This window comes from Streptomyces sp. NPDC025618, from assembly GCF_055558795.1.
Map to the genome: position 1 here is coordinate 21,800 of NZ_JBVHLW010000002.1, position 13,571 is coordinate 35,370.

General features: G+C 68.9%; 16 protein-coding genes, 1 tRNA gene and 1 pseudogene. 10 read left to right on the forward strand and 8 right to left on the reverse strand.

What is annotated here, in order from left to right; translation table 11 throughout:
- Positions 1–265 precede the first annotated feature (265 nt).
- The 3 genes from ACZ4A5_RS02160 to ACZ4A5_RS02170 all read left to right on the forward strand — a co-directional run bounded on the left by ACZ4A5_RS02160 (position 266) and on the right by ACZ4A5_RS02170 (position 2,717).
- The gene (locus ACZ4A5_RS02160; protein WP_467577361.1) at positions 266–817 is read left to right on the forward strand and encodes a hypothetical protein; all 552 of its coding nucleotides are present in this window, start codon (positions 266–268) and stop codon (positions 815–817) included.
- Positions 804–2,342 (forward strand): terminase large subunit domain-containing protein, encoded by a 1,539-nt coding sequence (locus ACZ4A5_RS02165; RefSeq protein WP_467577364.1) that lies wholly within the window; start codon positions 804–806, stop codon positions 2,340–2,342. Before ACZ4A5_RS02160 ends, ACZ4A5_RS02165 begins: the two co-directional genes overlap by 14 nt.
- 138 nt (positions 2,343–2,480) lie before the next feature.
- The gene (locus ACZ4A5_RS02170) at positions 2,481–2,717 is read left to right on the forward strand and encodes a hypothetical protein (RefSeq protein WP_467577367.1); all 237 of its coding nucleotides are present in this window, start codon (positions 2,481–2,483) and stop codon (positions 2,715–2,717) included.
- Here ACZ4A5_RS02170 and ACZ4A5_RS02175 read toward each other — a convergent pair.
- The gene (locus ACZ4A5_RS02175) at positions 2,714–2,899 is read right to left on the reverse strand and encodes a hypothetical protein (protein WP_467577370.1); all 186 of its coding nucleotides are present in this window, start codon (positions 2,897–2,899) and stop codon (positions 2,714–2,716) included. The two genes, ACZ4A5_RS02170 and ACZ4A5_RS02175, sit on opposite strands and share 4 nt — an antisense overlap.
- Positions 2,900–2,959: 60 nt before the next feature.
- On the reverse strand, positions 2,960–3,319 hold the full coding sequence (locus tag ACZ4A5_RS02180) for a helix-turn-helix domain-containing protein (RefSeq protein WP_467577373.1): 360 nt from the start codon (positions 3,317–3,319) through the stop codon (positions 2,960–2,962).
- A gap of 191 nt (positions 3,320–3,510) precedes the next feature.
- On the opposite strand from ACZ4A5_RS02180, the gene ACZ4A5_RS02185 reads away from it, so the two are divergent.
- Both ACZ4A5_RS02185 and ACZ4A5_RS02190 read left to right on the forward strand, forming a co-directional pair.
- Entirely contained in the window at positions 3,511–4,758 is a 1,248-nt protein-coding gene (locus ACZ4A5_RS02185) for an IS110 family RNA-guided transposase (protein ID WP_467577376.1), read from the forward strand.
- A gap of 192 nt (positions 4,759–4,950) precedes the next feature.
- The gene (locus ACZ4A5_RS02190; RefSeq protein WP_467577378.1) at positions 4,951–5,901 is read left to right on the forward strand and encodes a hypothetical protein; all 951 of its coding nucleotides are present in this window, start codon (positions 4,951–4,953) and stop codon (positions 5,899–5,901) included.
- Between the two features lie 28 nt (positions 5,902–5,929).
- On the opposite strand, the gene ACZ4A5_RS02195 is transcribed toward ACZ4A5_RS02190, so the two are convergent.
- Complete coding sequence (locus ACZ4A5_RS02195; RefSeq protein ID WP_467577381.1) at positions 5,930–6,169, reverse strand: hypothetical protein; 240 nt, start codon at positions 6,167–6,169, stop codon at positions 5,930–5,932.
- A gap of 36 nt (positions 6,170–6,205) precedes the next feature.
- A complete protein-coding gene (locus ACZ4A5_RS02200) occupies positions 6,206–7,063 on the reverse strand; it encodes a PhzF family phenazine biosynthesis protein (RefSeq protein ID WP_467577383.1) in 858 nt (285 codons plus the stop codon).
- A gap of 202 nt (positions 7,064–7,265) precedes the next feature.
- On the opposite strand from ACZ4A5_RS02200, the gene fxlM reads away from it, so the two are divergent.
- A complete protein-coding gene (gene fxlM / locus ACZ4A5_RS02205) occupies positions 7,266–8,498 on the forward strand; it encodes a methyltransferase, FxLD system (RefSeq protein ID WP_467577386.1) in 1,233 nt (410 codons plus the stop codon).
- Positions 8,499–8,584: 86 nt separating this feature from the next.
- Positions 8,585–8,658 (forward strand) — tRNA-Met (locus tag ACZ4A5_RS02210).
- A gap of 124 nt (positions 8,659–8,782) precedes the next feature.
- On the opposite strand, the gene ACZ4A5_RS02215 is transcribed toward ACZ4A5_RS02210, so the two are convergent.
- From ACZ4A5_RS02215 to ACZ4A5_RS02230, 4 genes and pseudogenes are all read right to left on the reverse strand, one after another.
- Positions 8,783–9,556 carry a glycosyltransferase family 2 protein gene (locus ACZ4A5_RS02215; protein WP_467577388.1) on the reverse strand — a complete coding sequence of 258 codons (774 nt, stop codon included), beginning with the start codon at positions 9,554–9,556 and terminating at the stop codon, positions 8,783–8,785.
- Positions 9,557–9,661: 105 nt separating this feature from the next.
- Positions 9,662–9,946 (reverse strand): annotated as a pseudogene (locus ACZ4A5_RS02220) (P-loop NTPase family protein); the annotation flags it as partial.
- Positions 9,947–10,254: 308 nt separating this feature from the next.
- A complete protein-coding gene (locus tag ACZ4A5_RS02225; RefSeq protein WP_467577390.1) occupies positions 10,255–10,479 on the reverse strand; it encodes a DUF397 domain-containing protein in 225 nt (74 codons plus the stop codon).
- Complete coding sequence (locus ACZ4A5_RS02230; protein WP_467577393.1) at positions 10,457–11,314, reverse strand: helix-turn-helix domain-containing protein; 858 nt, start codon at positions 11,312–11,314, stop codon at positions 10,457–10,459. Before ACZ4A5_RS02230 ends, ACZ4A5_RS02225 begins: the two co-directional genes overlap by 23 nt.
- A gap of 260 nt (positions 11,315–11,574) precedes the next feature.
- Between ACZ4A5_RS02230 and ACZ4A5_RS02235 the strand changes: the two genes are divergently transcribed.
- From ACZ4A5_RS02235 to ACZ4A5_RS02245, 3 genes are all read left to right on the forward strand, one after another.
- A complete protein-coding gene (locus tag ACZ4A5_RS02235) occupies positions 11,575–12,078 on the forward strand; it encodes a hypothetical protein (protein WP_467577396.1) in 504 nt (167 codons plus the stop codon).
- On the forward strand, positions 12,075–12,272 hold the full coding sequence (locus ACZ4A5_RS02240; RefSeq protein WP_467577397.1) for a hypothetical protein: 198 nt from the start codon (positions 12,075–12,077) through the stop codon (positions 12,270–12,272). Before ACZ4A5_RS02235 ends, ACZ4A5_RS02240 begins: the two co-directional genes overlap by 4 nt.
- A gap of 182 nt (positions 12,273–12,454) precedes the next feature.
- Complete coding sequence (locus ACZ4A5_RS02245; protein WP_467577400.1) at positions 12,455–13,564, forward strand: hypothetical protein; 1,110 nt, start codon at positions 12,455–12,457, stop codon at positions 13,562–13,564.
- The last annotated feature ends 7 nt before the right edge of the window (positions 13,565–13,571 follow it).

Genomic DNA, 13,571 nt, shown 5'->3' on the forward strand with positions numbered 1-13,571 from the left:
TGGCAGTTTCGAGGGGACCGGTCCCGCCCACTGAGTCCGGTCCCCTCGGCACGCTCGGCCTCACGTCGGTCCGACGATCTCCGGGACGTGGGCAGGAGCACGGCAGCACGGGCAAAGCGGGAACACTGCACCTAAACCGGCATGTTGCGCTCCGGAGTTCACGGTACGGCAACCAGCGGCAAGCAACGGCAAGCTCTGCCGCTGACGGGATCGGCCCGCGTTACGAGATCATGGGTGTAGGGCGCGGGGCCCAGGGAGTCAGCTCATGGGCCGCCCCAGCCGCGCCGTCCGGGCCGCCATCACCCAGCGCCGTACCGACGCCATCGATCTGCGGATCGCGGGCGTCGACTGGCTGACGATCGGTCGGAAGCTCGCCGCCGACCCCTCCATCAACTCCGACGGTGTCACCTACCCGCAGGGGTACGGCATCGACAAGTACGAGCAGGGGTTGGAGCCGCCCAGCGAGCGTGAGCTGGTCCAGATGGCCTGTAAGGACGTCTCGCGGGCCATCTCCGAGCGGGCTGCCGCACTGAGCGACAGTACCGATCAGCTGCGTCAGCTGATGATGGAGCGCCTGGAGAAGTTGTTCTTCCCCATGTACCGGCAGGCGGTCCGCAATGGGGACTATCAGGCCGTGGACCGGGCGGTTCGCATCATCGAGCGCGAGTGCCGTCTGCTGGGCCTGGACCAGCCGGTCCGCACCGAGCTATCGGGCCCGGACGGTGCCCCGGTTCAGGTGGAGGCCGGGACTCTGGAGGAACTGGAGCGTCTAATCGGCCTGGCCGGTGGCCAGCCGGCCGAGCGTGCAGAGGGCTGACGAGTCGGCGGTTCTCCAGACCTACCGGACGCTCCCCGCCGGGCGTCGCCGTGAGATCGCCGCCGTCTCGTCCCCGCAGCTGCGTACCCGTCTCGTCGCCATCGAGCGCGAGATGGCGCTGGACCGTTCCCCGGGGTCGATGGCGGCGGTCCTCACGGAGGGCCGCGAGATGCAGGCCGCGCATCTCGCGCAGATCGACGCCGCGTTCGAGCGGGTTGCGGCGGGCCAGCCGACGCGGCTGCTGCTGACGATGCCGCCCCGGCACGGCAAGTCGCGGCGGGCCGCCCGGTGGGCGCCGCTGTGGTACCTGCGGCGCCGCCCGGACCACCGGGTGATGATCGCCAGCTATTCGTCCGACTTGGCCGACGATCACGGCCGGTGGATCCGGGACGCGATCCTCGCCTACGGGCCGCAGATCGGTGTCGCCCTGCGGCCCGGCTCGTCCGCGGCAAACCGGTTCGACCTCGACGGCTCCGAGGGCGGCTTCGTCGCGGCGGGTGTCGGCGGCGGCTTGACGGGCAAGGGCGCGCACCTGGCGGTCGTTGACGACCCGATCAAGGACGCCGCGGAGGCGGCCAGTCCCACGATGCGCCGTCGGCTGTGGGAGTGGTGGCAGGCGGTTCTGCTGACCCGTATCGAGCCGGGCGGGTCAGTGATCGTCATCCAGACCCGTTGGGACGAGGACGACCTCGCCGGGCGCATCCTCGCGGAGGAGGCCGAGCGGTGGACGCACATCGACCTGCCCGCCCTCGCCCTCAGCGAGAGCGACGCCCTCGGCCGGCCGGTCGGGGCGGCGCTGTGGCCGGAGCGGTACGACGAACCTGCGCTGGAGGAGATCCGGCGCAGCGTCGGCGAGCGCGTGTGGTGGTCGCTGTACATGCAGCAACCGCGCCCGATGGAAGGCGGCGTGTGGCAGTGGGACTGGATCACCAGCCATCGCATCAGCGCGGCCCAGCTGCGCGGCATCGACCTGGCACGGATCGTCGTCGCGGTCGACCCGGCCGGCGGGGAGTCCGCAGTCGGGGACGAGTGCGGCATCGTCGCAGCGGCCCGCGACCGCGACGGTCACCTGTACGTCCTCGACGATCGGTCGGGGAATCTCGGCGCGGAGACGTGGGGTACAGAAACGTGCCTGCTGGCGATCGAGCTGCGCGCGGACGCCATCGTCATCGAGTCCAACTTCGGTGGCGACATGTCGAAGCAGGTCGTTCAACAGGCGTGGCAGGCCCTCCAGCGGGAGGGCCGCACGGAGGGGATGCTGATGCCCGCGATCTTGTCGGTCACCGCTAAACAGGGCAAGCGGTTGCGTGCGGAGCCGATCGCTCAACTGTACGAGCAAGGTCGTGTGCATCACGTCGGGCAATGGCCGACCCTTGAGCAGCAGATGGTGCGGTGGGTCGCGGGCATGGACAGCCCGGACCGTATGGATGCTGCCGTGCACGCGCTGACGCAGCTCGCCGATCCGATGCACAGCGGGGTTGGGACCTCTTCGTACCGCGACGGGCGGCTGTCCGGGCGGAGGTAGGCGATCCCCGCAATCGGTCACCGTCCTGAGCTGGGTTGCGCTGAAGTGGCGGTCGCCCATCTGGCTCGCGCTGGTGGCCGCCACCGCACACGCATTGGTACAGAGGTAGCCATGACGGACTTTCCGCCGGTTTTGACCGTGACCGCTGTGAGCACCATCGAGGTCACCGAGCTTGAGGACGACGACCACCCGGACAACTGGATGGCCATCGAGACCGTCGAGCAAGGGAGGCTGCTGCTGAGCCTGCCGGGCCCGATCTACGAGGCGCTTCGCCATGCGATGGCCCAGCCGATGAACCCGTCCGAGCCAGGCCACCTGGCTTTGGCGGACAGTGAGATCGAGGAGTACCGACAGCACGTCGCCGGAGCCTCCTAGCCGTCGAGTCGACCACCCCCTAACCCCGCTCGGCGCCCGAGCTGCTGTTGGTGGCGGACCACCAGGTCGACGGCCACCTTGATCACTGCCGTCTCGCGACCGGCGGTGCGCAGCTTGTCCAGACGTCGCAGCGCCTTCTCCAGAGGGCTCCAGTAGGTGGGCATGCCCCCAGGGAAGTGCACGGGCGGAGTGCGTGGCAGGCAGAGGTTTCCTGTCGCCTTTCCTCCGACGCCGCCCCGCCGTCAGGGCCGGGGGCCGTCGGGTGTCGCGGGGTTGGGGGTGTGCCGGTACAGGCCGGTGGGGTAGATGTCGACGCCGAGGGCTGCTTCGAGCTTGGCGAGCGTGCCGAGGTCGGGGAGCACTTCTCCGCGGAGGGTGCGGCTGATGGTGGCCTGGGCGACGGCGCACAGCCGGGCCAGGGTGCGCTGGGAGATCCGCTGCTGGTCCATGGCGGCCTTGAGGCGCCGCGCGACTTCTTGGCCGTAGTGGGCACTGAGCGGTGCGTCGACCTGGAGGCGGGCGTTCGGCCACTCCCCTGCGGCGACATAACGACAGGGGACCTGGTCGTCGCGCAATTCCGGCCCTTCCCACCACTCCTGCATTCCTTGTCCCCTTAATCATCCCGTCCCCGCTTCACCCGGTACGCGCCACCCCGGAGTGATCCATATATGGTTCACCCTAAGGGCTGATGATCATCGCGTCGCTGCCGGTTTCGGACGGACGTCGTTGCTGATGCCGGCCTCGGGAGGGGGCCGCCTTCTGGGCGGCGCGTCGACCACACTGGAGGGGCGGGGTGGCCAGGTACTTCTGCGGTATTGACTGGTCGGAAGGTCTCAACGACGTCGCCGTCGTGGATCGCGCGGGCGAGGTCGTCGCCGCCGCGCGGGTCGAGGAGAGCCCGGAGGGGGTCAAGGAGCTTCTTCAGCTCCTGCGTGGGCTGAGCCGGAGCCATCGGCACAGCCGCAAGCAGGTCCCGATAGCGATCGAGACGAGCCGCGGGCTGCTCGTGGGCGCGCTGCGGGCGTCCGGCCAGCAGGTCGTGGCCATCAACCCGTCGGTCGTCGCCCGCTACCGGGGGCGGCTGAACCCGACGAGGAAGAAGTCCGACCGGACTGACGCGGCGCTGCTCGCGAACATCTTGCGGACGGACGGGGCGCTGCACCGGGCGCTGTTCACGAACTCCGACGAGGCGGCGGCGGTCACGGTCCTCGCGCGGGCGCAGCTGCGGGCCGTGCGCACCCGGGACTACCACCGCAATCAGATGCGGAGCCATCTGCGCGAATACTTCCCTGCCGCGCTGGAGGCGTGGTCGGGTCTGCCGCACGGGCTGGTGCGTGCCGAGGCGCGGGCGGTCCTCGCGCTCGCACCCACGCCCGCCGAGGCGGCGGCGTTGAGCAAGCGGAAGATCGCCGATGCGCTCGAAGCAGCGGGCCGTTTCCGGCTGGTCGACGACCATGCCGAGCGGCTGCGTGCCGTGTTCCAGGAGAACCGGCTCCGCCAGCTGTCCCGGGTGGAGGAGGCGATGGGGCGGCAGACGCTGGCGGCGCTTGCTCTCCTCGATCAGGCGTGCCGGTCCGTGGAAGACCTCACCGAACAGGTCACGGCGGCGTTTGACGCCCATCCCCATGCCGAGATCTACCGGAGCTTCCCCGGATGCGGGCCGGTGATCGGCGCGCGGCTCCTGGGCGAGATCGGCGACGACCCGAACCGCTTCGCCACGGCCAAGGGGCTCCGGGCGTACGCGGGTGCGGCGCCGCTGACGTGGGCCAGCGGCTCTAGTTCCTCCGTCACCTACAGGAGGATCGCGAACCAGAATCTCAAGGCCGTCGGCTACGTGTGGGCGTTCACCACGCTGACCCGTTCACCGGGGTGCCGGGCCCACTACGACCGGCGCCGGGACGCTGGCGACGCGTACCGGTCCGCGCTGCGAAACCTCTACGGCCGTTTGTTGTCCGGCCTGCACTACTGCCTGCGGACCGGCGAGCACTACCGGGAGCGCAAGGCGTTCCCCAGTGCGCTCCAGGAAGGAGCGGACGGGTAGATGGACGGCCGGGAACACGCCTAGGAAATCGCCTCGGGCCAGCAAGAGCCCTTTCGCGGGAACGGTGCCCGGCCGTCCTTCTGCCCGCCCGCCGCTACCGGCGGAGCGACGGACGCTTCGCCATATCTGGAAAGGAACGAAAGCCCGGTGCATGGCATACGCGCTCGCGATCTCCCGCTTGTCCGCGCCGAAATGGCATCCTGGCTGGCCGACCCCGGCCCGCTCGGCGGCCCGGCGACGTGGGCGTTCGGCCATGAGCCGCGCGTGGCTGCCGACGAGCGGCGGGCCGCCGGCACGTGGGCGACGGCGTTGCGGGCGGCGGACCTGTTCTACGTGTCCGCGGGCATGTCACGGACGGCCGTGAGCGCGGGCGTTGCCCTGCCGTCCTACCGGCTCCACGAGGAGGATGTGCCGTCCCGGAACGGGATGCTGATGTGGGAGGAGCCGGTCACCCCGGTTCACCACGGCGGGGAGCTGACCGGCGCACCGCTGATCGCCGCCTCGTGGGCGACCCTGCAGAACCGCGTCTACCTACGGCTGTGGACCTCGCGCGAGCACTGGATCGCGTCCATGGCGGAGGGCGACACCAAGCTCGGCCTGCGGGACTTGTCCGTCGCCGAGACGCGGGCGCTGCGCCTTCGTCACCCGCAGCCGATCGTGTGCATGTTCGCCGGGTTCCTGCCCTTTCGAAAGGCCCCCGGCTGGCTGGCTTCCACACCGTCGGACACTTCGTCCATGTCCTGGGCCGAACTCGAAAGCCGCTGCCTTGCCGCGTCCCGTCAAGAGCTGGCTGAGCGGGCACTGATCGCGTCGTGGCTGCTGATCGGTCAGACCATCGTTCGCGAGGAAGAGGTGCAGGCGCCCAAGACGGCTGCGAAGCACCTGGCCCGGCTCGACCCGAACCTCCTCACCTCCGTCCGGTACGTGTACCTCCGGCACCGGCGGCGCGCTCCCGCGCGTCCCGCTGACGGCGACCGGCGCCGCTACGACCGGTACCAGTGGGTGGTGGGCGGGCACTGGCGCGACCACTGGTTCCCGTCCCGCCAGGCCACCCGGCCCCTCTGGATAGACGACCATCTCAAGGGCCCGGAGGGCGCTCCCCTCCTGGACCCGGCCAAGCTCGTCCGTATCCTGCGGCGCTGAAGGCCCCGGGTGTCCTTCGCTGGTGACGTTACTGGTCGCAGTGCTCTCGCGAGCGTTCCTGCACGTTGCGGCGCAACTGCTTGCGCTCTTCATTTCGGATCTTGGCGACAAGGTCGCTGCTGATGACGGCCATCCCTCCGATGCTGATGGCCGTCATCAGGATGCCCAGCAAGGAAGCCGGGGGTGGGAGAGCGCATCCCGCGATGAGCCCGCCCAAGGCGGTGCAGCACAGGATCACGTACCTACCGTCACCGGGGATATGGCGCACGGGGCGGCCTCCTTCTATGAGTAGGTGAGGATGATCTCACCCGAGGTTGAGGGCGCCGAGGCCGACGAGGCAGACGCCGCCCCGTACGTTGATGGTCTCGATGCGCTCGGGGGTGCCTGTTGCGCGCGCGTAGAGCGTGGACGGCCGGCCGACCTGGGCACCTTGCGCGATGGTGATCTCCTGACCGGACGCGATCTGGCCATGGCGGAGCAGGTGGGCGGCGAGGGGTCCGGCCGCGGATCCGCACGCGGGGTCCTCGGGCACACGGTCCCAGGGGCTCAGCATCCTGGACACCACCCGATTCGCTCCGTCCCGAGCGAACACGCTCACTCGACGGTCCTTCAACACCTCGCGCAGAAGTGGCCAGTTGGGTACGAGGGCTTCGACGTGCTTCACGGTCGGGGCGGCGACATAGGCGTGGGGGATTCCGGCGTCGTGAACCTCGACGGGCAGCAGGCTCCGGTCCAGGTCGAGCGCGGCCACCAGGTCGTTCGCCCGCTCGAACGGTGTCACGGTGGGGATCGGCTGGTGCATTGACGCACTGTAGGTCTCGTGGTCTATCCGCTCCGTGCGCACAGGCACAACGCCGCCGGGCGTGGCAAGCCGCCAGGTGCGTGTCGACTCCTCCGCGTCCTGGGCAAGGACCGCGGCAGTACCAAGGAGCGGATGGCCGGCCCAGGGAACCTCCATGATCGTCGAGAACAGCCGAACGGTCGCATCCGCGCTGTCCGATCCGGGGAACAGGAAGGTGGTCTCCGACAGGTTCATCTCCAGCGCGATCTGCTGGAGAAGCGGCTCCTCCAGCAGATCACCATGGCGGAAGACGGCGACCTGATTTCCCGCGAGCGGCCGATCGGTGAAGACATCGGCAAGAACGTACGGATGGGGAGTCATGGCGCGACTGTAGTCCGCAACATCCTCTCCACGAACCCCACTTCGCGATCTGAGGGTAACGACCCAGGGCCGGGTACCTTTGCCCGCGGAGCCGGGACGACCGCGGCTTCGGGAGGCCGTCGTCGCCCGGCGCGCTACCTGATCCGGCGCGTCCACTGCGAAGTGCTGCTGCGGGCGAGCGGGGGTGACTACACTCCGGGCAATGCACGCCGACACTGTCAGCGATGAAGATCAGGTAGATGCACTGCGCGAGGCGATGATCGCCGAGCTGCGCACACTGAACGCGATCCGCAGTGACCGCGTCGAGGCCGCCTTCCGCGCGGTCCCCCGGCACCTTTTCGCCCCCGACGACCCCCTGGAGGGGGTGTACGCGACCCAAACCGCCGTGATCACCAAGCGGGACCAGGACGGCCGGCCCATCAGCTCCATGTCTGCTTCCCGAATCCAGGCGTTCATGCTGGAGCAGGCCGATATCCGGTCGGGCATGCGGGTGTTGGAGATCGGGTCGGGCGGTTGCAACGCGGCGCTGATCGCCGAGCTGGTCGGCGAGGAGGGCGAGGCCATCACCGTAGACATCGACTCGGACATCACCGACCGGGCGCGCCGGTGCCTGACGGCCGCTGGGTACGAGCGGGTGCAGGTGCTCCTTGTGGACGGTGAGATGGGTGTTCCGGAGCACGCGCCGTTCGACCGGATCGTGGTCACGGTTGAAGCCGCAGACATTCCGCCGACCTGGCTCGGTCAACTCGCTGACGGCGGCCGGATTGTCCTCCCGTTCAGGACGAGGGCTCTGACTCGGTCGATCGCGTTCGAGCGTGAGGCCGGGCGTCTGGTGAGCCGGTCGTACGAGTTGTGCGGCTTCGTGCCGATGCAGGGAGCCGGGCGGTCCCCTGAGCGGCTGATCTCGTTGCACGAGTGCGGCGTCGGTCTCCGGCTCGATGACGACACGGTGGTGGACGCCGACCGGTTGAGCGAGGCTCTGGCCGGGGATGGCGAGGAGCTGTGGACGGGCGTCACCATCGGCAACTACGAATCCTGGGACCAGCTCGACTTGTGGCTCGCGACCGTGCTGCCCGGCTACGGGATGCTCACCTTCCCCACGGAGGCCCGGGAATCGGGCACCGTCGCCACGGGAACATGGCCGAACACGTCGGCGTTGATCGACGGCCCGAACTTCGCCCACCGCGTGCTGCGCCCGCTCAACCCGGAGCGAACCGTGTACGAATTCGGGGCTCTCGGCTACGGCCCGGGCGCCGGGGAGGTCGCGGGGCAGCTGGCCCAGGAGATCCGGAACTGGGATCGTGACCATCGCTCGGACCGGGCTCGGTTCGAGGTCCACCCAGCCGGCACACCGGATGCTGTACTTCCGTCGGGCAGGGTGATCGACAAGCGGCACACCCGGGTCACGGTCTCCTGGCCCCATCCAGGTCGGTAGCCCCCTGGTAGCCGGGGGACTACACCGCTGCGCTCGAGAACTGGTTCACGCCCGTCGTGTCGATGCCGTACTGTTCACCGTACCGACGCGGGGTGGAGCAGCTCGGTAGCTCGCTGGGCTCATAACCCAGAGGTCGCAGGTTCAAATCCTGTCCCCGCTACTCTCACGTGAAGGCCCGGCAGATGCCGGGCCTTCACTGCATCCGGATCGGATCGCGGGCTTAGTGGTCTTCCTGAAGCCGGAGTTGCCACGCAAGACGATCAGGCAGGGCTCGTGAACGGGTGCTAGATCCGCGACTTCCGCAACGAGTGCCATGCCGCCCCGGCCAGAGCCCGAGCCGACCGGAGCGCCGAGAGGTGTTCGTGCTGGCGGTAGAGGTTCCAGTTGTACGGGACGAGAGACAGTTTGTTCGATGAGAGCGACCCGGCCCGCTGCGCCCGGTACACGGCCAGGGGTTCCCGCAGGGCCCGGGCGGGGTTCCCGTCTCGCATGATCGACAGCCAGAGCGCGTAGTCCTGCCTCTTCGGCATGTCCGGCATCAGCTTCGTCCCGACCACCCTGCGGTCGTACATGGCGGTTAGGGCGCCGATGTGGTCCTGGACCAGCATCGCGCTGTAGTCCACGCGGTCCGGCGCCCACACGACGCGCCCGTTCGGGACGAAGTCGGCGGCCTCGCCCTCGTACAGGGCGTCGACCTTGTAGTAGGAGGTGAACGTGAGGGGCGTCCCTGCCGTCGCGGCGAAGGCGAGCTGCTTCTCCAGCTTCGTCGGGAGCCACATGTCGTCGCTGTCGAGGAAGGCGATGTAATCACCCCGGGCCCGCGCGATGGCCAGGTTCCGGGCCCGGGCCGCACCTCCTTGCCGGGCTGCCGCCTCCGGCAGGACCCGCTCGTCCTGCCGGGCCAGCTCTCTCAGCAGATCCATCGAGTCGTCCGAGGACGCGTCGTCGGTGATCAGCAGTTCGAGATCGGTGTGGGTCTGCGCCAGCACCGACCGGACTGAGGGCCCGAGCGTGGCCGTCGAATTGTGTACCGGCATCACCACAGAAACCAGGGGCACAGCCGTTCCTTACCCAGATTGGCGTCGTCATGGATGTTGTCGTCGCCGGCCAAGGCTACGTGGGGCTGCCCCGCGCGGCAGCCCGAGCTGGGGCGCAGCCACCCCGAGGCCCTCGACGATGACGTGGAAGCCGCAGTCGAGGGCGTAGCGGGCGGTGAGGTCAACGAGGCCAACGTGGGTGTCGCCGGATGCGTCGCAGTCCTTGAGGACGACGCGGCGCATGTTGTCCTGGCCGACGATGGCGATGCCGCGGCCGTAGTGCTGGCGGATGCTGTCGGCGACAGAGGACTTGCCGGAGCCGGAGTTGCCGCGCAACACGATCAGCCGGGTGTTCCCGCTGCCGACGGGCCCACGTGGGTAGGTGCGTTCGGGGGACCGCTGGTTGGTCACCCCGTAGAGGCTAGCGGTCTCGGTCACCGGCGCGGGCCGCCTCGGCAGAGACGAGGTCCTGGCGACAGGCGGACGGAAGAGGTGCCGCGGACCATCTCCAGGCAGGCGATCGCGAACCTGGCGGCTCGGCTTCGGGGGCCGTTGTGGAGCAGCGGCGGAACTCTCGTGGTTAACCTGCGCCTCTTCTGCACCCGTGCGCGATGCTCTGCCCTGGCCAGGTGCGAATGTCTATGCTGCGTGGGTCCGGACAGCACAGCGCGGCTCACCCCAATTCGGGTGGGGCGAGCCGCGTTTGTGCGTTGCGGCACCTAGGCAGTGAACTTGCGGGCGTAGCCACTGTGGACGAACGCGGACCAGGCCGTCTCCGTGAAGACCACCTTCGGGCCGCTCGGGTTCTTGCTGTCGCGGACCGGTACGAGCCCGTCGGACTTGATGAGGTCGTCGGAGACCTCGACGCACTCGTGGCCGTTTCCGGAGTGCGATGACTTGCGCCAGTTGAGGTTGGACAGGTCAGTGGTGCGTGCAGTGCGCATGGTGCTCCTCACGGGCCTTACAGATCAAGTCGGTTGACACCTTGGGCGCCAAGACTTCGAGCTCCAGGTGGTCGTAGAACGCCCTGTATACCCCCACTTCGCTTGGAGTCTCCAGCAGGGCGCCGTTGAGGCCGCTCTCCCAGTAGACTGCTTCGTTTTTCCCTGGGCGCGACAGCAGCAGGATCGCCCCGATCGAGACGACCCCGCCGGGCATGCCTCTGTCGTACGGCAGGATGCGGAAGGTGACGCGGGGGCGCTCGGCGAGTTCAAGTACGTGGGTGAGCTGGGCGCACATGACTTCGTGGCTTCCGACGACGCGGTATAGCGCGGACTCGTCGAGGATGCTCCAGAACCACACTGGATCGTCACGGTTGAGGATGGTCTTCCGCGCCATCCGGTCCGCGACCTTCTCTTCGATGTCGCCTCCGAAGAGGGGGGTGGCGGCCTCGAAGATCGCGCGGGCGTACTCCTCGGTCTGCGTCACGCCGGGGAAGAGGTTCGCGAAGTGCTGGATGCGCGTGGCCTCTGCCTCGGCCTCCGGGTAGCCGTGTGCCCATACCGGATACAGTGCCCGCTGCTGGAGGTCCTTGCGGACGTGGTGCCACATGGCTGCCAGCTCGCCGTCTGCCCCCACAGCATCGTCGAGCAGCTGTCCGGTCAGCGCACTGGGGACCTCGTTCCCGAGTTCGATTCCCGCAATCATGGCCTGCGATAGCGGGATCTGATCTCCGAGCTGCTTCTGCGTCAGGCCGGCTGCTTTGCGCCGGTTGCGGAGCATTTTCCCAGCTAGCGAGGCCAGGTTCCGTAACGGGTCAAGTTCTCGTGCAGCTGGCACAGTTGCCCCCTCCTCATTATTAGAGCGTCAACTGATATGCGGCCCGAAACGTCGATACCCAGAGCATGGTGGCCCAACCCACGCGACCGGATACTGGGGTACCTGAACCGGGCCCCTGGCTCCTCCCAAGCAGGCATCCGCCCACTCCGACGGTGTCCTAGCTGGTGTCCGGTTCTCCGAGGCGCGGCGGCTCGTCGTCCCCGAAGCGGTGGGCCGCCGTAGCCATCTTCCACCTTCACCGCTCGCGTTGGAGCTATTCCATGCCCAACTTCCCCGGCACCACTATGCTCTCTCGCCCCCCGCTGGAGCGTCTGACGCTCGCGCAGCAGCTCAAGGCCAAGCACCCGCTCGTCCCCTCCGCCGAGACCGACGGCGAGCAGGTGCACACCGTGGCGGAACTCGGCGTGGACTACCCCGCCGTGCTTGCCCCGTCGAGCGTGGAGGTGATCCGTTCGACGATCGCGGAGGCCCTCCAGCCGATGCCCCACGGTGCGGGCCTCGCCCCGGACGCGCTCGCTGGCATCGCACGGCGGCTGAACGGGCACATGGCGTGCCTGCTCCCTATCGCCGAGGCCAAGGGGCTGGACCGGGCTATCCGGGCCTACCTGCGGCGCCGGGTCGAGCACGGCCCGCCCAGCGCCCACGACTACCCGGCCTGCACGAAGACCTGGTTGCAGAACAACGCCCGCTCCTGCGAGATGCTCCTGGGCCTTGCCGTCGCCAGCGGGACCGCCGAGCACCAGCACACGGCGTGGGCCCGATGAGCCGCCATTCCCACACCAGACGCCGGTTCTTGCCGTACGACCTGGTCGGCACGATCGCCAAGTGGACCTACGGCCTGGGCAGCGCCGCGACCCTCGGACTCCTGGCCCACATCGTGGGAGTCGGGCACGCCCACAACGCATCGCCGCCCAGGCCCGCGCCGGTGACGACGCTGGACCTTCCCGCGGAGGAGTGATCAGCCGTGGACTCCCTCAGCCCTGGCAGGTACGTGAAGGAGTGCAGCAGATCCGCGGCAGGAGCCTTCACCGACGGGCAACGGGCCTCTCCTGAATCCCCTCCCGCCGCTCGCCAGATGAGCTGTACTCGACGTCACGTGCTTCGCCTTCCGGACACATCGACAACCGGAGGAACTACGCCATGAACTCGCTCATTGCTGCCCCTGAGCTGCCTGAACCGTCGAACGTTGTCGTGCGGTCGCTGGGTGATCTGGAACGCTCGGCGTTGACCTACGGCGTACCGGTGGAGGATGCGCTGCTCATCGCGGTCAACCTCTTCGGTATCAGCTCCGACCATCGGGAACGGAACCGGGCGCGCGTCCACCTGCGGCTGATGCGTGATCCGGCTCGGCCGTGGCAGGTGATCGTTCCGCTGAACCGGCCGGTGTCCCCGTTCCTGCTGCAAGGTGAGGATCTATGCCTCGCGGGGAAGGTGGTCGCCCAGGTCGAGCGAATCGACGCCGACGAAGCCGTTGGTGGGTACTTCCGCGATCACGGGCGTGCGGTGACGCTCAACCCCAACGCCCGGAGCCGCTGCGTCGGCTGTGCGTTCTGCCCCAACACGCTGGAGGCCGCGGCCGACCCGCGCATGGACGAAGAACGCGGGCTCGGCGAACTCCTGGCTGCCCTGACGGAAGCCCACCCGTGCAAGAACCTGGGGGCGCTGGGCGAGGTGACGGTCTCCACCGGCTGCTTCCGGCGCGAACAGGCCGCTGTCGATCACCTGGAGGCGTTACGGGCCGCCCTACGGCTGGCGGGGGCCGGTGGCGCACGGATCGGGATGCTGACCTCGGTGCTGCGCAGCACCGGCGCGTTCGAGGCCCTGGCGCGAACGGTGGCACCGTTCGTGCTCCGGCTGACGGTGGAGTGCTTCACGCGGCGGCCGATGATGCTGAAGTCCTCCAAGGCCGATCTCGTCCCGGGCGCGATGCCGGGCCTGCTTGCGAGGGCCCGCTGGGCGGGGCTGGAGACGTCCTACACGTACATCGTCGGCCTGGACCCGTTGCCGGAGATGGTGCGTGGGGTGGCTGCGCTGGCAGGGCAGGTGACGGCGTTTCCGAACTTCCAGGTGTTCCAGGCGCACAACGTGCTCATGGCCGGGCTGCGGACGGCGGGGGCGGAGTCGCTCGACTTCTACCTTGCGGCGCGGGCGGCGATCGAGAGGGTGATGCGGCCGACCGGCCTGGTGCCGGTCGGCTGGGAGTGCTACCGGCCGCTGTGGTACTTCACCTATGCCGGGCAGGCGCTGTGATGCGGGG

Excerpts from the sequence above, each read along its gene's own strand:
- ACZ4A5_RS02160 (WP_467577361.1), top strand. The coding sequence starts at position 266 with ATGGGCCGCCCCAGCCGCGCCGTCCGGGCCGCCATCACCCAGCGCCGT.
- ACZ4A5_RS02180 (WP_467577373.1), bottom strand. The coding sequence starts at position 3,319 with ATGCAGGAGTGGTGGGAAGGGCCGGAATTGCGCGACGACCAGGTCCCC.
- ACZ4A5_RS02190 (WP_467577378.1), top strand. The coding sequence starts at position 4,951 with ATGGCATCCTGGCTGGCCGACCCCGGCCCGCTCGGCGGCCCGGCGACG.
- ACZ4A5_RS02200 (WP_467577383.1), bottom strand. The coding sequence starts at position 7,063 with ATGACTCCCCATCCGTACGTTCTTGCCGATGTCTTCACCGATCGGCCG.
- fxlM (WP_467577386.1), top strand. The coding sequence starts at position 7,266 with ATGCACGCCGACACTGTCAGCGATGAAGATCAGGTAGATGCACTGCGC.
- ACZ4A5_RS02225 (WP_467577390.1), bottom strand. The coding sequence starts at position 10,479 with ATGCGCACTGCACGCACCACTGACCTGTCCAACCTCAACTGGCGCAAG.
- ACZ4A5_RS02235 (WP_467577396.1), top strand. The coding sequence starts at position 11,575 with ATGCCCAACTTCCCCGGCACCACTATGCTCTCTCGCCCCCCGCTGGAG.
- ACZ4A5_RS02240 (WP_467577397.1), top strand. The coding sequence starts at position 12,075 with ATGAGCCGCCATTCCCACACCAGACGCCGGTTCTTGCCGTACGACCTG.
- ACZ4A5_RS02245 (WP_467577400.1), top strand. The coding sequence starts at position 12,455 with ATGAACTCGCTCATTGCTGCCCCTGAGCTGCCTGAACCGTCGAACGTT.